The following is an 18,885-nucleotide window of genomic DNA, read 5'->3' on the forward strand; positions in this document are numbered from 1 at the left end:
CGTCAATGGGTACGGCGCGCGGCGGCACCGGAGCGTGCCTCGGGGAACGGCGAAGGGGCGCCCCGCGGACTCGCGGGGCGCCCCTTCGGTGGTGCGGGCGGTGCTACTTCGTCAGATTGGTGGGCGGCGGTATCGGGGTCGCCGCCATCGACTGCGGCGACGTCGTCGACGCGTACGCCGACGGTGCGGCCATGGCCGCCGTCGGGTCGGCCGTGGACTCGCCCTCCACCGGGAGCGGGAGGGTGCCGATCATCCGGATGCCGGCCGCGTCCAGCGCCTGCTTGATCCGCCAGCGGAGCTCGCGCTCGACGCCCAGGGACTTGCCCGGCATGGTCTTCGCCGTGACCCGCACGGTCATCGAGTCGAGCAGGACCGCGTCCAGGCCGAGGATCTCCACCGGGCCCCACAGCCGCTCCGACCAGGGCTCTTCCTTGGTCATCGTCTCGCCGGCCTCGGTGATCGCCTTGCGGACCAGGTCCAGGTCCTCCGTGGGGCGGACCGTGACGTCGACCCCGGCCGTGGACCAGCCCTGGCTGAGGTTGCCGATCCGCTTCACCTCGCCGTTGCGGACGTACCAGATCTCGCCGTTGTCGCCGCGCAGCTTGGTGACCCGGAGCCCGACCTCGATGACCTCGCCGGAGGCGACGCCCGCGTCGATCGTGTCACCGACGCCGTACTGGTCCTCCAGGATCATGAAGACGCCGGAGAGGAAGTCGGTGACGAGGTTGCGGGCGCCGAAGCCCAGTGCGACACCGGCGACACCCGCGGAGGCCAGCAGTGGGGCCAGGTTGATCTGGAAGGCGCCCAGGATCATCAGGGCCGCGGTGCCGAGGATCAGGAACGAGGTGACCGAGCGGAGTACGGAGCCGATCGCCTCGGAGCGCTGGCGGCGGCGTTCCGCGTTGACCAGCAGGCCGCCGAGGGCCGTGCCCTCCACCGCCTGGGCGCTGCGGTTCATCCGGTCGATGAGGTTGGTGAGGGCCCGCCGGATCAGATACCGCAGCACGATGGCTATCGCGGCGATGAGGATGATGCGCAGACCGGTGTTCAGCCAGGTGGACCAGTTCTCCTCGACCCAGCCTGCGGCGTTCCCGGCCCGTTCGGCGGCTTCGTCCAGCGATCCGGCTGCCCCGGGGGACGGAGCCGCGGCCAAGAGGGCGGACAGGGACACGGCGGGGACCTCCAGATGGGGCGACAGCAGACCAACCACATTAACGAAGCGGCGGGAGTGGTTCGTTGCCGCCGAGGGGGGAGATACACGTCTCACCCCGGGGGACGGCGGGTGTGTCCGATCGCACAGAGGCCCCGGCCGCCCTGCTGAAGCGGCTGTTCCGGTGTTCTGCGGGGTGTCCGCGGCGGGCCGGTGAGAAAAATCCTTCCGGCCCGTTACCCGCACGTGGTGGCGCTCGGACCAGGCATGAGGAGAGACTTGGATCGGATCGTCCCGGCGCGAGCCACGCGTCGCCGGCGTACAAGGAGGCATCCACGTGCCGCACGTCCTGGTTCTCAACGCTTCGTACGAGCCGCTCGGCGTCGTACCTCTCCGCCGCGCGCTCGTCCTCGTCCTCGAGAGCAAGGCCATCTGCCTCGAGGAGTCCGGCGCGTTCATGCACAGCGCCACCCGGGCCATGCCGGCGCCCAGTGTCATCCGTCTCAAGCGGTTCGTACGGGTCCCCTACCGGGGGCCCGTACCGCTCACCCGCCGTGCCCTCTTCGCGAGGGACGGCGGTCGCTGCATGTACTGCGGGGCCGCCGCGACCAGCGTCGACCACGTCATTCCGCGCAGCCGGGGCGGTCAGCACGCCTGGGACAACGTGGTGGCGGCCTGCCGCCGCTGCAACCACGTCAAGGCCGACCGCCATCTGCCCGAGCTGGGCTGGCGGCTGCGCCATCAGCCCGCCCCGCCGAGCGGCCTCGCCTGGCGGATCATCGGGACCGGACACCGGGATCCGCGCTGGCTGCCCTACCTGCAGCCGTTCGGCGCGGACGACGTGATGGCCCGGATCGATGGCGTTTCCGCCTGAGAGACCGGGCCGTCCGCGTTCCGGGCTCCTCAGTCCCCGACCGCGTACGCCTCCACCGACCACAGCGAGTAGCCGTACTCCGTGGCGCGGCCGTCGCCCTGGATCCGGATGAAGCGGGTGTCCTTCGCGTCCATCCGGACCGATTCACGCCCGCCCGCGCCCTCCCGCACGGTCGCCGCCGTCCGCCAGGTGCGGCCGTCGGCCGAGACCTGGACGCGGTAGCGGGAGGCGTAGGCGTCCTGCCAGCGCAGCACGACCTGCCCCAGCCGCACCGGTCCGGGCAGCTCGGCCTGCCACCAGGCGCCGTCCTCGACGGGTGAGGACCAGCGGGTCTCCGGGTCGCCGTCCGAGGCCGCGGACGCCGGGAAGTCCGGGGTCTCGTCGCCGGACGAGGACGCCCGGGCCGTACGGAGCAGATCGGGGCCCGCGGTGCGCGGGAAGGCCCGCACGGTCAGCGTGCTCTCCTCGCCGCCGAAGCTCAGCGGCACCTCGTACTCGCCCGCCGGGGTGTCCGCAGGCACGGTGATGTCGACCGGGACGTCGGCGCGGGAGCCGCGCGTCACCGTCGTCTGCTTCGGCACCTTCACCTCGATGCCCTTGGGCGCCTTCGCCTTCAGCCTGCCCTTGACCTCGGTGGGGCGCCCCCCGTCCAGCCGCGCCTCGACCCGCTGCGTGCCGCCGCCGATCACGGCGTCCGTCCGGTTGCGTACGAGGGCGAGCCGGGCGGCCGGCTCGTCGCCGAACCAGGGGACGAGCGCCCGCACCCGGGCGGACGGCCGGTCCGGGTCCGTGCCCGTGACGCCCGGCGCCAGGGGACCGGTGAGGAACGGGCGGGCCGAGGGGACCGAGACCCGCAGCGCGTCCGCGCGCAGGCCCTTCACCGCCGTCTGGGTCCAGCCCTGTGCCGACAGGGCGCCGAGGCCGCGCCAGCCCTCACCCGGCACATGCGCCTCGAGGACCGCGTCCTCGGCACCGTCGCCCGGCCGCGCCAGCGTGGTGACCGCCTCCAGCGGGCGGGCCCGGCCGAGCCGGACCGTGTAGCTCTGCGCGTCCCGGCTGACCTCCCCGGCCGTGCGGTCGGTGCCGTTCCAGGCGTCGGCCTCCTTGCGGACCCGGTCCAGGAACGGGTCCAGGACGCCCTTGCCGACCGTGGCCCCGCTCGCCGCGATCTCCTTGCGCAGCGGCTCCAGCGCCAGCAGGGCCTGCCAGGCCTCCGCCCCGTCGCCGCGCTCCTGGGCCCGCAGCAGATCGACGGCGATCTCACCCGCCCGGCCGTACCGGGCCAGTTGTTCCGTCCACGGCCGTACCTCGTCCTCCAGCCGCCCGTCCGCCGCGGTCCTCAGGCGCTCCGGGGCCTGCCGCATCACTCCGAAGGCGGCCCGCAGCTCGCGCGCCGCCCTGTCGCGGGCCGCCGTGTCCGGGGCCTCCGCGGTCGAGCGGGAGGCCCAGAAGGCCGCCAGCAGCGGCTTCAGATACGCGGACTCGTCGCCGCCCAGCACCGAGGCGGCGCTGTTGCCCGCCAGCGCTCCCAGGGCCGCCCGTGCCGCCGTGTCGCCGCCCGCCAGGTCGTCCATAGCCGCCTGCCAGGACTCCTGGGGGCGGTATCCCTTCGGGTTCCAGGCGAAGTCGGCCGCCGTGAACAGAGGCACGCGGGACGCCGAGGGCTGCTGCATCGCGTTGGCGAGCAGCGCCGCGGAACCACCGGCCACCGCCGGGTCCCGGCCGGTGTATGGGCCGAGGAAGATCCGGTCCCGCGCGTAGTCGTTGACCGGGTAGTTGTCCATGGTGACCAGGGGGTGGCGCAACGCCTTCCGCGCGCCCGCCAGCTCCTTGCCCGTGATCGTCCGGGGCACGACCCCGACACCGGTCCAGGCCACCTGTACCCGGTCGTCCAGCTCGGCGGCGAGCGCCGTGCGGTAGTCGGTGGCGCCGTCCTGGTAGAACTCGGTCGGCATCACCGACAGCGGCTCCGCGTCCGGGTGCCGGTCCGCGAGATGCCGGGCCACCGCACTCGCGACCCCGGCCTGGGCCCTGGCCGCCGCCTCCGGCCCGCTGCCGAAGGTCTCCGCGTCCAGGTCGCAGTGCCATTCGCTGTAGCTGACGTCCTGGAACTGCAGCTGGAAGGCGCGGACCCCCAGGGCCCACATCGCGTCGACCTTCCGGTTCAGCGCCCGCACGTCCGCGTCCGAGGCCAGGCACATCGCCTGACCGGGGGAGACGGCCCAGCCCAGCGTCACGTGTTCGGCCCGCGCCTTCGCGGCCAGCGCGCGGAAGTCGGCGCGCTCCCGGGCCGGGTACGGCTCGCGCCAGCGCGCCTGCCGGTAGGGGTCGTCGCCGGCGGCGTAGAGGTAGCGGTTCTGCTTCGTCCGGCCCATGAAGCCGAGCTGGGCGAGCCGCTCCTGGCGGGTCCACGGCTGCCCGTAGAAGCCCTCGGCCATCCCCCGGACGGCGGTTCCCGGCCAGTCGCGGACCACGGCTCCGGCGACCGTGCCGTCCTTCACGAGCTGGCGCAGGGTCTGGACGCCGTGGAACAGGCCGTCGTCGCCCACGCCGTCCAGCGCGACCGTGGGGCGGTTCTCCGCCCTGCCCACGGCGACGCGGTAGCCACCGGCCGGGAGATCGGCGCGTTCGGGTGCGCCGAGGGCCCGCAGTGCCCGGCCCGCGTCCGTGCCGCCGAGCCGGATCACGGGGCCGCCGCCGGGCAGCGCGTCGTGGACGGTGCGTACGCCGGCGTCGAGCAGCAGCGTCCTGAGCGCGTCGACGGCGTACGGATCGGCGTCCGCGCCGGCGAGGAGGGTGACCTCGGTGCCCAGGTGCACGGGGTGCCCGGACGCCTTCATGGACTGCGGCCGTGGCCAGACGGACGGCAGGGCCGACGCGTCGCTCGTGTCCGACGTGGTCGCCGCGGGGGCGACGGGGGCCGCGACGGCGGCCGGTCCGAACGGCCCGAGCAGCCCGCCGATCACCGCGACGGCGACGGCCGTCGCATGCCTCCTGCGCCCGAGCTGCACGCCGTACTCCCTCGTCCTGACCTCGCCCGGCAGTGGACGTCCGAGCCCACCACCCGGGGCGCGAGGGTGTCAATGTGCGTGGCCGTTCTGGCGTGTATGCCCGATTCAGCGCATGGCGTGACGCATGGGTGTTCGAGGGCGTTCGGAGGGGGCGTGCCGGGCGGCGCCAGTTGGCCGAAAAGCGCCCATACTGGGCACTCGGGGGAACGGAATGTGACCCACGGCACGTTGGGCTCGTTGTCATAACGCCTATGTCACGTCCACGTCTGCTCCCGCGCCCTCTGGGTAGGTCTGCTGTGTCCTGTTGTCCACGGCCAGGAGGCCAACGTGCCCGCTTCCGCGCAGCTTCTGCTCTCCGCCCTCTCCAAACAGGTGCCTAGCCCCACGGGGCCCGGTCCCCGGGCGCGCGAGACGTACACCACCACCGCCCCTCCGATGATCAGTGAGCTCCCGCTCGCCGATGTCTCCCACCTGACCGGTGAGCCGGCGTTCGCCGACGACGCCTCATCGCTCACCATCGAGCCTCCGCTCACGAGCGAGCCCCCGCTCGCCGACGCCACACCTCTCACGAGCGAGCCCCCGCTCGCCGCCACCGCCCCTCTGACGAGCGAGCCGACAGCACCCGGCACCGCAGGGGGTCTGGAGTCCCCAGGAGTCTGAATGGGCTTGTCCCGGCTCGCCGCACTGCACGGCGTCGCCACTTCCTTCTCCCCGTCCGCGGATGTCACGGTCTCCGTCCCCGACGACACGGTCACCGCCGTGCTCGCCGCCCTGGGCGTCGACGCCGCCACTCCCGCTGACGTACGGAGATCGCTCGACGCGGCCGAATCGGCGGCGGCCTCCCGACTGCTCCCGCCGACGGTGGTGACCTGGTCGGGAGAGCCGCTGCCGGCCACCCTGACCGCACTGCCGCCCGGAGCGGTGCTGACGGTCGACCACGAGGCCGGCACCACCGACGCGCCCCAGCCGCTGCGCATGCGGGTGACGTCCGCCCCGCCGTCCAGCGCCCCCGACAGGCCCTCCTGGTGGACCGAACCGTCCCTGGGCGTCCACCGGCTGACCGTCACCACGCCGGACCACCGCCGGGCCACCGTCACCCTCGTCGTCGCCCCCGACCGCGTACCCCGGGTGCCCGGCCGCACGCACGGATTCCTCGTCCAGCTCTACTCCCTGCTCTCGGCCCGGTCCTGGGGCATGGGCGACCTCGCGGACCTCGCCGACCTCGCCGCCTGGTCCGGGCGGACGCTCGGGACCGGGTTCGTCCAGGTCAACCCGCTGCACGCCGCCGTGCCCGGCAGCCCGACCGACCCCTCCCCGTACCGCCCCTCCTCCCGGCGCTTCCCCGACCCGGTCCATCTCCACATCGAGTCGATCCCGGAGTACGGGCACGTCCCCGAGCCCGGCAGGGCGGCCCTCGACGACCTGCGCCAGGAGGCCGCCGCGCTGCGCGAGGCCGTGCTCAACAAGGGCGCGCTGATCGACCGGGACGCCGTCTGGGCGCTCAAGAAGCAGGCCCTGGAGATCGTCCACCAGGTCCCCCTCACCCCCGGCCGCCGCGCCGCCTACTGCGACTTCCTCGCCGGCCAGGGCCAGGCCCTGGAGGACCACGCCCTGTGGTGCGCCCTGGCCGAGGTGCACGGCCCTCAGTGGCGCACCTGGCCCGAGGGGCTGCGCGACCCGCGCTCCCCGCAGAGCGCCCGCGCCCGCGGCGAGCTCCTGGAGCGGGTCGACTTCCACTGCCGGCTGGCCTGGCTGACGGACACCCAGCTCGCCACGGCGCAGAGCGCAGCGCGCGAGTCGGGGATGGCCGTCGGCATCGTCCACGACCTGGCGGTCGGCGTCCACCCGGACGGCGCGGACGCCTGGGCCCAGCAGGACGCCTTCGCGCACGGCATGTCCGTCGGCGCGCCGCCCGACGCCTTCAACGCCCACGGCCAGGACTGGGGGCTGCCCCCCTGGCGGCCCGACGCCCTCGCGGCGACCGGCTACGCCCCCTACCGCAACCTCCTGCGCGGCCTCCTCGCCCACGCCGGGGCCCTGCGCATCGACCACGTCATGGGCCTCTTCCGGCTCTGGTGGGTGCCGGAGGGCCGCCCGCCGACCGAGGGCACGTACGTCGGTCACGACGCCGAGGCGATGCTCGCCGTGCTCGTCCTGGAGGCGCACCGGGCCGGCGCCGTCGTCATAGGGGAGGACCTCGGCACCGTCGAGCCCGGCGTGCGCGAGGCGCTCGCCCGGCGCGGGGTGCTCGGCACCTCCGTGCTCTGGTTCGAGCGCGACTGGGACGGCACCGGACGCCCGCTCGCCCCCGAGCAGTGGCGCCGCGACTGCGTGGCCACGGCGACCACCCACGATCTGCCGTCCACCGCGGCCCGGCTGACGGGCGACCACGTGACGCTCCGCCACCGGCTGGGGCTGCTCGCGCGCGGCCTGGAGCAGGAGCTCGCCGAGGACGCCGCCGACACGGCCGAGTGGCTGGGCTACCTCGCCAGGCTGCGGCTGCTGCCCGAGGGCGACGGGGACGAGGAGGCCGCCGTCCGCGCCGTCCACCGCTTCCTGCTGAGCACCCCGGCCAGGATGGTGGGGGTCTGGCTCCCGGACACCGTGGGCGACCGCCGTCCGCAGAACCTCCCCGGCACCTGGGACCAGTACCCCAACTGGCGCCTGCCCGTCGCCGATGCGGAGGGCCACCCGCTCACCCTGGAGGAGATCGCGGCCTCGCCCCGGCTGCACCGGCTCATGGAGGTCCTGCCGGCGGCCCCGGACGGAACCGGCGGCGCGAGGTCTCCCGGTGGCCCCGGGGCCCGTACGGCACCCCCGGGCGCGCGCCCCTCGTAGGCGTTCGCTACGTTTGCACCGTGGACAAGAAGAACGCTATGCGCGCCGGCGCCGTTGCGGCCGGTACGACGCTGATGATGCTGCTCATGTCGTCCCCGGCGCTCGCCCTCACCCGCGACGACGGTGACGACCCCGGCGAGGGGCTGAGCGTGCTGGAGACCCTCGGTCTCTACGTCGCCGCACCGATCGTCCTGTTCGCGGTGATCGCGGGCCTCGTCATGGTCCTCGACAAGTCCAAGAAGCAGGCCTAGAAGCCGTTCCACCGAGTGCGCCGCCGGTACGCGGTACCGCGCGGCGCACCGGCGTGTCCGGGCACCGATAGGTTTCGGCCATGACCGAGTGGGACGTGAGAAAGCTCCGGATCCTGCGCACACTGCGCGACCGGGGAACGGTCACGGCGACGGCCGAGGCACTCCTCATGACGCCTTCGGCCGTCTCCCAGCAGCTGACCAATCTGTCCAGGCAGCTCGGCGTGCCGCTCCTGGAGGCCCAGGGACGCAGGGTCCGGCTCACCGACGCCGCGCACCTCGTGCTGGGCCACGCCGAGGCGGTCTTCGCCCGGCTGGAGCGGGCCGACGCCGATCTCGCCGGCTATCTGCGCGGTGAGGCGGGCCAGGTGAGGGTCGGCGCGTTCTCGACAGCCGTCTCCGCCCTCGTCGTGCCCGCCGTGACGCTCCTGGGGGCCGAGGACCGGCCGGGTCCCCAGGTGCGCGTGCGGGAGTCGGAGGCCGCCGAGGCGTACGAGCTGCTGTCGGCCGGGGAGGTGGACCTGGCGCTCTCCCTCGCCGCGCACGCCCCCACGGCCCGGGACCCCCGCTTCACCCTGCTGCCGCTCCTGGCCGACCCGCTGGACGTGGCCCTGCCCGCCGGGCACCCCCTCGCCGGATCGTCCACGCTGCGCCTCGCGGACCTCTCCCGTGAACCCTGGATCTTCGGCGGGTCGGGCCCCTGGTCGGAGATCACCACCGCCGCCTGCGAGGCCGCCGGTTTCGTCCCGGAGCAGGCCCACAGCGCCGCCGGCTGGACCGCGATCCTCGCCATGGTGCGCGCGGGCATGGGCGTCGCGCTGATCCCCCGGATGGTCTCCGCGTCCGACCGGCCGCGCGAGGGCGTGGTGATGCGCGTCCTGGTGGCCGACCGGCCGTACCGCCATGTGGTGGCCGCGGTGCGGCAGGGCGCCGAACACGGGCCGGCGACCGCCCGGGTGCTGGCGGCGCTCCAGCGGGTGGCGGAGGAATCCGTTCAGCAGAACTGAAAGAACCGTACGAAAACTTTCGATGGACCTGATGAATGCCGGGCCAGCACAGTAGGCCCATGGCCACCGACAGGAATCAGACGGAGCTCAATTCCACCGACCCCCACGCGAACGACGCGGCGCCCTACGGAGGCGGCGACCCGTACGCCGACTACCGCGCGGGCGACTTCGCGTTCACCGAGCTGGTCGACCTCGCCGACCGCCGCCTGGGCGCGGGCGTGATCGCCGCCAACGACGAGTTCTTCGCCGAGCGCGAGAACCTGCTGATCCGCGAACCGGCCGTCTTCGACCCCGAGCGCTTCGGGCACAAGGGCAAGATCATGGACGGCTGGGAGACCCGCCGCCGCAGGGGCGCGGACGCGGACCACCCCTTCCCCGCCCCCGAGGAGCACGACTGGGCGATCGTCCGGCTCGGCGCCCCCGGGATCATCCGGGGCATCGTCGTCGACACCGCCCACTTCCGCGGCAACTACCCGCAGCGCGTCTCCGTGCAGGCGACGGCCGTGGAGGGCGCTCCCGGCCCCGAGGAGCTCCTCGCCGACGACGTGAAGTGGGAGGAGATCGTCCCGCGAACCCCCGTGCGGGGCCACGCCGCCAACGGCTTCGAGGTCACCGGCGGACGCCGCTACACCCATGTCCGCGTCTGCCAGCACCCCGACGGCGGAATCGCCCGCCTCCGCGTCCACGGCGAGGTCGTCCCCGACCCGGCCTGGCTCACGGCGCTCGGCACGATCGACCTGATCTCGATCCTGAACGGCGGCATGTACGAGGACGCCTCGGACCGCTTCTACTCCTCGCCGGCCCAGATCATCCTGCCCGGCACCTCCCGCAAGATGGACGACGGCTGGGAGAACCGCCGCCGCAGGGTCCGCGACACCAACGACTGGGTCCGCTTCCGGCTGCCCGCCCAGGGCGCGGTGCGCGCCGTCGAGATCGACACCGCCTATCTCAAGGGCAACGCGGCCGGCTGGATCTCCCTCCAGGGCCGCGACGGCGCCTCGGGCGAGTGGTCCGAGATCATCCCGCGCACCCGGCTCCAGCCGGACACGGTGCACCGCTTCGTCCTGGACCCCGAGGCCGTGGTCACCCACGTCCGCCTCGACGCCTTCCCCGACGGCGGTGTCGCCCGGATGCGGCTCCACGGCTCGCTGACGGAAACGGGCGCGGCCGAACTGGCCCGCCGCTTCGAGGGATCGGCGGCGTGATCCGCCGGATCTCCTGACTTCCGCCCGGCGGGCGGCAGCGCTCCGGCGCCTGCCCGCCGGGCGGTCTCCACGTACGTCCCGCCCGCGACGGCGACGAAGGGGGCACCCCGGCCGGGGTGCCCCCTTCGCGCATGGTGACGGACCCCTAGGCGGTGGCCGCCGCCGCGTCCGCCGCCTGCGCCTTCAGCGCACGCTCCACACCCGCCCGGGACTCCGACATCAGCCGGCGCAGGGCGGCGCTGGGCTGCGCCGACTCCAGCCAGGCGTCCGTGGCGTCCAGGGTCTCCTGGGAGACCTGGAGGGCCGGGTAGAGGCCGACCGCGATCTGCTGGGCCATCTCGTGGCTGCGCGAGTCCCAGACGTCCTTGACCGCCGCGAAGTACTTCTCCGTGTACGGAGCGAGCAGTTCACGCTGGTCGGTCTGCACGAAGCCGTCGATGACCGACTCCTGGAGGGAGTTCGGCAGCTTGTCCGACTCGACGACCGACGCCCACGCCTCGGCCTTCGCCTCCTCCGAGGGCTGGGCCGCCCGCGCGGACGCCGCGTGGCGCTCGCCGGCCGCAGTCCTGTCACGCTCGTACTCGGCGGCGATCTCCTCCTCGTCGAGCAGGCCCGTCGAGGCCAGGCGCTGCACGAACGCCCAGCGCAGCTCGGTGTCGACGGCGAGGCCCTCGATCTCCTGGGTGCCGTCCAGCAGCGACTGCAGCACGTCCAGGTGGAGCGGGCTGCGGGCCGTCGCGGCGAAGGCACGGGCCCAGGCCAGCTGGTGGTCACTGGCCGGCTCCGCCGCGCGCAGGTGCGCGAGGGTCGCCTCGGTCCACTGGTTCAGACCCGCCTCGCGCCACTCGGGGGCGGAGTAGAGGTCCAGGGCCAGCTTCACCTGGCGGTGCAGGGACTGCACGACGCCGATGTCCGACTCCTTGCCGATGCCGGAGAGCACCAGCGCCAGGTAGTCGCGCGTCGCCAGCTCGCCGTCGCGCGTCATGTCCCAGGCCGAGGCCCAGCTCAGGGCGCGGGGGAGGGACTCGGCGAAGTCGCCGAGGTGCGCGGTGACGACCCGCAGCGATTCCTCGTCGAGACGGACCTTGGCGTACGACAGGTCGTCGTCGTTGAGCAGGACGACCGCGGGGCGCGGGGTACCGGCCGGGAACGGCACGTCCGTGCGCTCCCCGTCGACGTCCAGCTCGATCCGGTCCGTGCGGACCAGCTTCCCGGCGGCGTCGAGGTCGTAGCAGCCGATGGCGATCCGGTGCGGGCGCAGCGTCGGCTCGCCCTTCGCGCCGGCCGGCAGCGCCGGGGCCTCCTGGAGCACGGTGAACGAGGTGACGTGGCCGTTCCCGTCGGTCTCGATCTCCGGGCGCAGGATGTTGATCCCGGCCGTCTCCAGCCACGCCTTCGACCAGGTCTTCAGATCACGGCCGGAGGTCTCCTCCAGCGCGCCCAGGAGGTCCGACAGGCGCGTGTTGCCGTAGGCGTGCGCCTTGAAGTACGCCTGCACGCCCTTGAAGAAGGCGTCCTTGCCGACGTACGCCACGAGCTGCTTCAGGACCGAGGCGCCCTTGGCGTACGTGATCCCGTCGAAGTTCACCAGGACGTCGTCGAGGTCCCGGATGTCCGCCATGATCGGGTGCGTCGAGGGCAGCTGGTCCTGGCGGTAGGCCCACGTCTTCATGGAGTTGGCGAAGGTGGTCCAGGAGTGCGGCCACTTCGAGCCCTCGGCGTCCGCCTGGCAGGCGATCGAGGTGTACGTCGCGAACGACTCGTTCAGCCAGAGGTCGTTCCACCACTCCATGGTGACCAGGTCGCCGAACCACATGTGGGCCAGCTCGTGGAGGATGGTCTCGGCCCGCGTCTCGTACGCCGCGTCCGTGACCTTCGAGCGGAAGACGTACTGGTCGCGGATGGTGACCGCGCCCGCGTTCTCCATCGCTCCGGCGTTGAACTCCGGGACGAAGAGCTGGTCGTACTTGGCGAACGGGTAGGCGTAGTCGAACTTCTCCTGGAACCAGTCGAAGCCCTGCCGGGTGACCGCGAAGATCTCCTCCGCGTCGAGGTACTCGGCGAGCGACGGGCGGCAGTAGATGCCGAGCGGGACGGTCTGGCCGTCCTTCTCGTAGCTGCTGTGCACCGCGTGGTACGGACCGGCGATCAGGGCCGTGATGTAGGTCGAGATGCGCGGCGTCGGCTCGAACGACCAGACGTCGTCCTTCGGCTCGGGCGTCGGCGAGTTGGAGATCACGGTCCAGCCGGACGGCGCCTTCACGGTGAAGCGGAAGGTCGCCTTCAGGTCGGGCTGCTCGAAGCTGGCGAACACCCGGCGGGCGTCCGGGACCTCGAACTGGGTGTAGAGGTACGCCTGCTCGTCGACGGGGTCGACGAACCGGTGCAGGCCCTCACCGGTGTTGGTGTACGAGCAGTCGGCGACGACCTTGAGCTCGTTGGCGCCGGCCTTGAGGTGCTTCAGCGCGATCCGGGAGTCCCGGAAGACGGCGGCGATGTCCAGGTCCTTGCCGTTCAGCACGACATCGTGCACGGCGGGGGCGACCAGATCGATGAAGGTCTCCGCACCGGCCTCGGCGGAGTCGAAGCGCACGGTGGTGACGGACCGGTAGGTGCCGCCCTCCTGCGCGCCGGAGAGGTCGAGATCGATCTCGTACGCGTCCACGGTCAGCAGGCGCGCCCGCTCCTGTGCCTCTTCGCGGGTCAGATTCGTGCCAGGCACGCGGTCATCTCCTTGATCTGTGACGTTTTCGGTCATCCTTCCACGTGAGGAGGGCGCAGCGCGATGTCCGTTTTCCGCCGGACCGGCGCGGGGATCGGGGGCACCCTCGGACCATGACCACCTACACGGCCCGGCCCATCGGGCCGGGCACCCTGACGGAGCTCCGCACCGCCGACGACGCGGGGCGCCCGTGCGTCCCGTACACCGCCACGGAGAGCGGCGCCCCCCTGCGCTGCTGCCTGCGCGGCGCCGAGGCGGGGGAGCGGATCGCCCTCGTCTCGTACGCGCCCCTGCGGCGCTGGGCGGCACGGACCGGGGCCCACCCGGGTGCCTACGACGAACAGGGGCCGGTCTTCGTCCACGCCGAGGGGTGCGAGGGTCCGGCCGGGGACCGGACCGGCTACCCCTTCTCCCGCGCGGGCGCCCTGCGCACGGTACGGCGCTACAACGCGGAGGGCGAGATCGTCGGCGGCAGGCTCCTGGAGATCCCCGCCGACGAGGAGCGGGGCTTCGACGAGGCGCTCACGGAGGCCTTCGCGGACCCGGAGGTGGCGCTGGTGCACGTACGGGCCGTGGAGTACGGGTGCTACCACTTCGAGGTGCGCCGGGACTGATACCTGTGGTGGCCAAGACTATCCTACCGGCGGTAGGATGGTCGGCATGAAAATCAGCGTGAGCTTGCCGCAGGAGGACGTCGCCTTCCTCGACGAGTACGCCGCGAAGAACGAGGCGGATTCCAGGTCGGCGGTCATACACGCCGCCATCGATCTGCTGCGCGAAGCCGGGCTCGAAGCGGAGTACACCGAGGCATTCGAGGAGTGGGACGCGAGCGAGGACGCAGCTCTGTGGGACCGAACGGTCGGGGACGGAATCACCGATGCGTAGAGGTGATATCCATCTGGTGGATCTGGAACCCGCCCGGGGCAGTGAGGCGAACAAGATCAGGCCGGCCGTGATCGTGTCCAACAACGCGGCCAACCAGTCGGTCGTGTCGAACGGGCGTGGGGTGATCACTGTGGTGCCCCTGACATCGAACACGCTTCGCGTGCTCACGTTCCAGGTACTGCTCCCGTCCGCGGAGAGTGGACTGCCGAGGGACTCGAAGGTGCAGTGCGAGCAGGTCCGGGCGGTGTCCCCGGACCGCGTACTGAAGCGTGTCGGCTCTGTCCCCCGACGGCGCATGGCCGACATCGACGCCGCCCTGCGGCGGCATCTCGCCCTCTGACCCGAGGCGTGCGAAGGGGCGGCCACCGGGATTCCGGTGGCCGCCCCTTCGCACGGGTGGGTCGAGGGCCTCAGCCCTTGAGCTCCGCCGCCACCAGCTCCGCGATCTGTACCGCGTTCAGGGCGGCACCCTTGCGCAGGTTGTCGTTGGAGACGAACAGCGCGAGGCCGTGCTCGACGGTCTCGTCGGCCCGGATGCGGCCCACGTACGAGGCGTCCTTGCCGGCCGCCTGGAGCGGCGTCGGGATCTCGGAGAGCTCCACGCCCTCGGCGTCCTTCAGCAGCTCGTAGGCGCGCTCGACGCTGATCGGACGGGCGAAACGGGCGTTGATCTGGAGGGAGTGGCCCGAGAAGACCGGGACCCGGACGCAGGTGCCGGACACCTTGAGCTCCGGGATCTCCAGGATCTTGCGGGACTCGTTGCGGAGCTTCTGCTCCTCGTCCGTCTCGAAGGAGCCGTCGTCGACGATCGAGCCGGCCAGCGGCAGCACGTTGAAGGCGATCGGGCGCTTGTAGACGCCCGGCTCGGGGAAGTCGACCGCGTCACCGTCGTGCGTCAGCTTGTCCGCGTCGGCGACGACCTTGGACACCTGGCCGTGCAGCTCGGCGACACCGGCGACACCGGAGCCGGACACCGCCTGGTAGGTGGCGACGGTCAGCGCGTCGAGCTGCGCCTCCTGGTGCAGCGGGCGCAGCACGGGCATGGCGGCCATCGTGGTGCAGTTCGGGTTGGCGATGATGCCCTTGGGGCGGTTCTTGATCGCGTGCGCGTTGACCTCGGAGACCACGAGCGGGACCTCGGGGTCCTTGCGCCAGGCGGAGGAGTTGTCGATCACGACGGCGCCCTGCGACGCGACCTTCTCGGCCAGTGCCTTCGACGTGGCGCCGCCCGCCGAGAACAGCACGATGTCGAGCCCGGTGTAGTCCGCCGTGGAGGCGTCCTCCACGGTGATGTCCTTGCCCTCGTAGGCGAGCGTGGAGCCCGCGGAGCGCGCGGAGGCGAAGAGCCGCAGTTCGGCGACGGGGAACTTCCGCTCGGCCAGAATCCTGCGCATGACTGTGCCGACCTGACCGGTGGCGCCGACGATTCCGACCTTCACGGGAACTCCTCACAGACACGAAACAGACAAGAACGGCACGGTTGCCGGTCCATGATGCGTATGTCCACGGCTTCCTTGTCCAATCCATTGTCCGGCAGGCGGACGGGGCGCGCACAGAGCTGTGGGGCGGGGGCCCTTGAGAGCCCCCGCCCCACAGTGTCCGGTGTCGTGCGGATCACACCGTCCGGATGGCTACGGCGCGACCTTCTCGATCACGACGCTGCCGGTTCCCGCCGCGGTGCCGCGGGCGTTCACCAGCTGCACCTCGCCGAAGAACTGCCGGCCCTCGGGAGCCGCTCCGGCGACCACGACCTCGGCGCCGACCTGGGCGGACGCGCCGTTGGCCAGGTTCACGGCCTTCGACTCGTCGACCTTGATCTCACCGAGCGACGGGGAGTAGTACACGTCCCGGTAGTCGTACTCGGTGGTACCGGCCGGGACCGAATAGCCGTCGATGACGACGGTGTAGGTGCCGGCCGCCGGGTTCACCAGGCTGACCGACTCCTCGGAGCCCGCCGAGGTCGACGCGCCGACCTCGGTGTCGCCCTTGTAGACGTAGAGGTCGATGTCGGCGTTGGCGTCCGAGGTGTTGCCGATGGCGACGTCCAGCTTCTCGACGCCCTCACCGATGGTGACCGTCTTGGTGTACTCGCCGCCCGTGGCGATCGAGGGACGCTCGACGTCGGCCGAGCCCAGCGAGCCGCCCTCGAGCGTGCCCTCCAGGTCGCCCGCGTTGTTGGTGACCGTCCACTCGACCGGGGCCGGGGTGCCGATCTTCGCCTCGGCGATGGTCTGCACCGCCGGGTCGAAGGAGGCGCCGAGCAGCGAGACGTCCAGCTTGTACGGGTTGTCCAGCAGCGGCGACGTACGGCGGGACTCGACCTCGATCTCCCAGACGCCGGGCTGCGGGTCCTTGTAGGAGCGCGTGTCCGGGCGGCAGGTGTTGGCCGGGTTCTCGTAGTTCGGGTAGCAGTAGATCGTGGAGCTGTCCTCCACCGCGACACCGTACGGGTGGATGGAGATGAACCGGGTCTGGCTGCCCGAGCGAAGGGCGCTCAGCGCGACCTCCAGGGTCTCGGCGCCCTCCGGGACGTTCAGGAAGTACGACGTGGTGCTGTTGCGCTGCACCGAGCCGCTCGCCGTGAACGCGTAGGCCGGCTTCACCAGGTCCTTGGCGACGACCACCGTGGAGAGGATCTGCTGGTCCACGCCGGAGGTCTTCGCGTCGTCCACCACCAGGATCGCGCTGTGGACGCCCGCGGTGCGGGGCTTCGCCTGCACCTTGACGGTGACCGGCTTGCCCAGCGGCAGCGAGACGGTGCTCGAACCGGCGAGGGAGAAGGTGCCGTCGTTGTTCTTCCACGACAGCTTGTGCTTCACGGCCGTGTCCGGACCCGTGGTGCGGGTCACGACGACGTCGTACGCCTTCTTCTCGCCGGCCTTCAGGCCGCCCTCACGGTCGTACAGGCCGGTGCCGAAGCCCGGGGTCTTCAGCGCGAAGTCGATCGCGGTGTCGACCGGGGCCTTCACCGCGTACTCGTGCGCCGGGGCGCCCTTCTTCTCGATCTGCTTCCAGGCGCCGACGATGTTGATCAGACCGGAGCCCTGGGCGTGCGCGGGCACCCCGTCGATGTGGGTCGCGGTGCTGGTCAGCGCGGTCCGCAGGTCGGCCGGGGGCAGCTCGATGTTCTTCTGCTTCGCGGCGGACAGCAGCAGCGCGGTCGCGCCAGCGGCCTGCGGCGAGGACATCGAGGTGCCCTGCAGCATGGAGTAGCCGGCCGGGAGGGAGTAGCCCGCCTCCTTGACCGGGCCGCCGGGCAGCCAGGTCTGGGTGGTGTTGATGGAGGCACCCGGGGCGGTCAGGATCGGCGCGAAGCCGCCGTCCTCACGCGGACCGCGCGAGGAGAAGGGCAGCATGTCGTACTTCTTGGTGACGTTCGAGCCGTAGTTGGCGGCCCAGGTCTCCTTGGAGATGGACGCGCCCACCGAGATGACGTGGTCGGCGAGACCGGGGTCACCGATGGTGTTCACACCGGGGCCGTCGTTGCCGGCCGAGATGACCAGCTGGACGCCGTAGATGTCGATGAGCCGCTTGTAGAGCTCGGCGCGCGCGTTGTTGCCGTCGTTGAGCGGCGGCAGGCCGCCGATCGACATGTTGACGACGTCGACACCGCGGTTGACGACGAGGTCGATCATGCCCTCGGTCAGCGCGATGTTGGTGCAGCCGCCGGACCAGGTGCAGGCGCGCGAGGAGACGATCTTCGCGCCGGGCGCGGCACCGTTCATCTTGCCGCCGAACAGGCCGTTGGCCGCGGTGATGCCCGCGACGTGCGTGCCGTGCTCGCTCTCGATGACGCCGATGTTCACGTAGTCGGCGGTCGCGCCGGCCGCGTTGTAGACGACGTTCTTGCGGGTCTCGATGACGAACGGGATGCGCTCGACGACCTCGGTCGCGGGGTTGTCCGTGCCGAAGTAGCCGACCTGGTGGCCGTCCTTGTAGGGCTTGAGCGCGGCGTCGTTGCCGAAGTTCGCGTCGTTGTCCAGGTCGACCCGGGCGGTGCCGGCGACCGGGTCGTAGAGCACGGCCCAGACGTCGGTGGTGTCGCCGTCCCGGTTCAGGTCCCCGGCCATGTCGCCACCGCGGGTGGCGGCCTCGGAGAAGAGCTGGATCTTGTAGGACCCCTCCGGCGCCGAGTAGGTGCGGCCGCCGATGGTGAAGGTCGGACCGGCGACCGAGGCCGTCATCCGCAGCCAGGTGCCGTCGCCGTCGCTGACGGGGTCGGTGGCGGTCACCCAGTCGACGATCTTGCGCTCGCCCGTGGTGGTCTTCTGGAGCGCGGGGTGCCCGAGGTCGACACCGGAGTCCAGGACACCGATGGTGATCCCGCGGCCGTCCGCCTTCGGGTGCTGCTTCACGAAGTCGACCGCGCCCGTCTCGAAGGACGGGTTGTACGGGTTCTTCGCGGGGGTGTTCTTGTCCGGGGCCGCGTAACTGCCGGTGGCCTTCGGCTGCTTCGCCCCGGTGGCCCGGTCGCCCGAGGGCGTCGGGTCGTCGAGCTCGATCTCCTGCTTGAGATCGATGCCCTGGACCGAGGAGAGCTTCTGCGCCGCCTTGATGGTGGCTTCGGCGGTCGCGGTCGGCACGGTGGCCCGGACGTATCCGAGCTTGTCGTACGTCTGCCCCACCACGGACCCCTCGACGGAGTCCAGCTGCTCGGCGACCTTCTCGGTCGCGCCCGGGGTGGTGGCGACCATCATCGTGATGTTCTTCTCGCCCTTGGCCTCGGCCTTCGCCAGCACATCGGCGTCGGCCTCGCCCAGCTTGTCGCCCGCCGTGCTCGTGGCGGCGGGCTTCACCGGGGAAGCGGCCGGGTCGTCGGCGGCGAAGACCGGGGCGGCGCCGGAAGCGGTCAGCGCGGCGGCCAGACCGGCTGCGGCCGCGATGCGCGCCGCGCGTCTCGCCCCGGGTATGGAGCTGGGGGATTCCTTGGTCATCAGCATCCCTG

14 protein-coding genes are annotated in these 18,885 nt (G+C 72.2%); 9 read left to right on the plus strand and 5 right to left on the minus strand.

From position 1 onward, the window contains the following. Positions 1 to 103: 103 nt before the first annotated feature. The gene (locus tag AMK10_RS09265; protein ID WP_073746833.1) at positions 104 to 1,171 is read right to left on the minus strand and encodes a mechanosensitive ion channel family protein; all 1,068 of its coding nucleotides are present in this window, start codon (positions 1,169 to 1,171) and stop codon (positions 104 to 106) included. Positions 1,172 to 1,487: 316 nt separating this feature from the next. On the opposite strand from AMK10_RS09265, the gene AMK10_RS09270 reads away from it, so the two are divergent. Continuing rightward, complete coding sequence (locus AMK10_RS09270; protein ID WP_073746835.1) at positions 1,488 to 2,024, plus strand: HNH endonuclease; 537 nt, start codon at positions 1,488 to 1,490, stop codon at positions 2,022 to 2,024. A gap of 29 nt (positions 2,025 to 2,053) precedes the next feature. Here the strand turns inward: AMK10_RS09270 and AMK10_RS09275 are convergent, their stop codons facing one another. Continuing rightward, complete coding sequence (locus AMK10_RS09275) at positions 2,054 to 5,035, minus strand: beta-N-acetylglucosaminidase domain-containing protein (protein ID WP_073746837.1); 2,982 nt, start codon at positions 5,033 to 5,035, stop codon at positions 2,054 to 2,056. A 327-nt stretch (positions 5,036 to 5,362) separates the two neighbouring features. Here AMK10_RS09275 and AMK10_RS09280 point away from each other — a divergent pair, with 327 nt between their 5' ends. The 5 genes from AMK10_RS09280 (at position 5,363) to alc (ending at position 10,333) form a co-directional block, all read left to right on the plus strand. Then, positions 5,363 to 5,695, plus strand: coding sequence for a hypothetical protein (locus AMK10_RS09280; protein ID WP_073746839.1), 333 nt, complete (start codon positions 5,363 to 5,365; stop codon positions 5,693 to 5,695). Next, positions 5,696 to 7,873, plus strand: a complete 2,178-nt coding sequence (gene malQ, locus AMK10_RS09285) for a 4-alpha-glucanotransferase (RefSeq protein WP_073746841.1) — start codon at positions 5,696 to 5,698, stop codon at positions 7,871 to 7,873. Between the two features lie 20 nt (positions 7,874 to 7,893). Continuing rightward, complete coding sequence (locus AMK10_RS09290) at positions 7,894 to 8,124, plus strand: hypothetical protein (RefSeq protein WP_079180655.1); 231 nt, start codon at positions 7,894 to 7,896, stop codon at positions 8,122 to 8,124. Between the two features lie 80 nt (positions 8,125 to 8,204). After that, positions 8,205 to 9,128, plus strand: a complete 924-nt coding sequence (locus tag AMK10_RS09295; RefSeq protein WP_073746845.1) for a LysR substrate-binding domain-containing protein — start codon at positions 8,205 to 8,207, stop codon at positions 9,126 to 9,128. Positions 9,129 to 9,187: 59 nt separating this feature from the next. Then, entirely contained in the window at positions 9,188 to 10,333 is a 1,146-nt protein-coding gene (alc, locus tag AMK10_RS09300; RefSeq protein WP_073746847.1) for an allantoicase, read from the plus strand. Positions 10,334 to 10,478: 145 nt separating this feature from the next. On the opposite strand, the gene pepN is transcribed toward alc, so the two are convergent. After that, positions 10,479 to 13,055: an aminopeptidase N gene (gene pepN, locus AMK10_RS09305; protein ID WP_073746849.1), complete on the minus strand. Its 2,577-nt coding sequence runs from the start codon at positions 13,053 to 13,055 to the stop codon at positions 10,479 to 10,481. A 113-nt stretch (positions 13,056 to 13,168) separates the two neighbouring features. Between pepN and AMK10_RS09310 the strand changes: the two genes are divergently transcribed. The 3 genes from AMK10_RS09310 to AMK10_RS09320 are packed head-to-tail and all read left to right on the plus strand — an operon-like array spanning position 13,169 to position 14,280. Further along, positions 13,169 to 13,669, plus strand: a complete 501-nt coding sequence (locus AMK10_RS09310; RefSeq protein WP_073746851.1) for a DUF1203 domain-containing protein — start codon at positions 13,169 to 13,171, stop codon at positions 13,667 to 13,669. Between the two features lie 46 nt (positions 13,670 to 13,715). Continuing rightward, complete coding sequence (locus AMK10_RS09315) at positions 13,716 to 13,940, plus strand: ribbon-helix-helix domain-containing protein (RefSeq protein ID WP_073746853.1); 225 nt, start codon at positions 13,716 to 13,718, stop codon at positions 13,938 to 13,940. Beyond that, positions 13,933 to 14,280, plus strand: coding sequence for a type II toxin-antitoxin system PemK/MazF family toxin (locus tag AMK10_RS09320; RefSeq protein WP_073746855.1), 348 nt, complete (start codon positions 13,933 to 13,935; stop codon positions 14,278 to 14,280). The genes AMK10_RS09315 and AMK10_RS09320 overlap by 8 nt, the downstream gene beginning before the upstream one ends. Before the next feature lie 70 nt (positions 14,281 to 14,350). Here AMK10_RS09320 and AMK10_RS09325 read toward each other — a convergent pair whose 3' ends face one another. After that, positions 14,351 to 15,379 (minus strand): aspartate-semialdehyde dehydrogenase, encoded by a 1,029-nt coding sequence (locus tag AMK10_RS09325; RefSeq protein WP_073746857.1) that lies wholly within the window; start codon positions 15,377 to 15,379, stop codon positions 14,351 to 14,353. Between the two features lie 192 nt (positions 15,380 to 15,571). Continuing rightward, positions 15,572 to 18,880: a S8 family serine peptidase gene (locus AMK10_RS09330; protein ID WP_198959663.1), complete on the minus strand. Its 3,309-nt coding sequence runs from the start codon at positions 18,878 to 18,880 to the stop codon at positions 15,572 to 15,574. Positions 18,881 to 18,885 lie beyond the last annotated feature (5 nt).

It is taken from the genome of Streptomyces sp. CB02058 (assembly GCF_001905505.1).
Lineage (GTDB): Bacteria > Actinomycetota > Actinomycetes > Streptomycetales > Streptomycetaceae > Streptomyces.

Coding starts and splice junctions, on each gene's coding strand:
- AMK10_RS09310 (WP_073746851.1), top strand. CDS start 13,169: ATGACCACCTACACGGCCCGGCCCATCGGGCCGGGCACCCTGACGGAG.
- AMK10_RS09320 (WP_073746855.1), top strand. CDS start 13,933: ATGCGTAGAGGTGATATCCATCTGGTGGATCTGGAACCCGCCCGGGGC.
- AMK10_RS09330 (WP_198959663.1), bottom strand. CDS start 18,880: ATGCTGATGACCAAGGAATCCCCCAGCTCCATACCCGGGGCGAGACGC.
- AMK10_RS09295 (WP_073746845.1), top strand. CDS start 8,205: ATGACCGAGTGGGACGTGAGAAAGCTCCGGATCCTGCGCACACTGCGC.
- AMK10_RS09315 (WP_073746853.1), top strand. CDS start 13,716: ATGAAAATCAGCGTGAGCTTGCCGCAGGAGGACGTCGCCTTCCTCGAC.
- alc (WP_073746847.1), top strand. CDS start 9,188: ATGGCCACCGACAGGAATCAGACGGAGCTCAATTCCACCGACCCCCAC.
- malQ (WP_073746841.1), top strand. CDS start 5,696: ATGGGCTTGTCCCGGCTCGCCGCACTGCACGGCGTCGCCACTTCCTTC.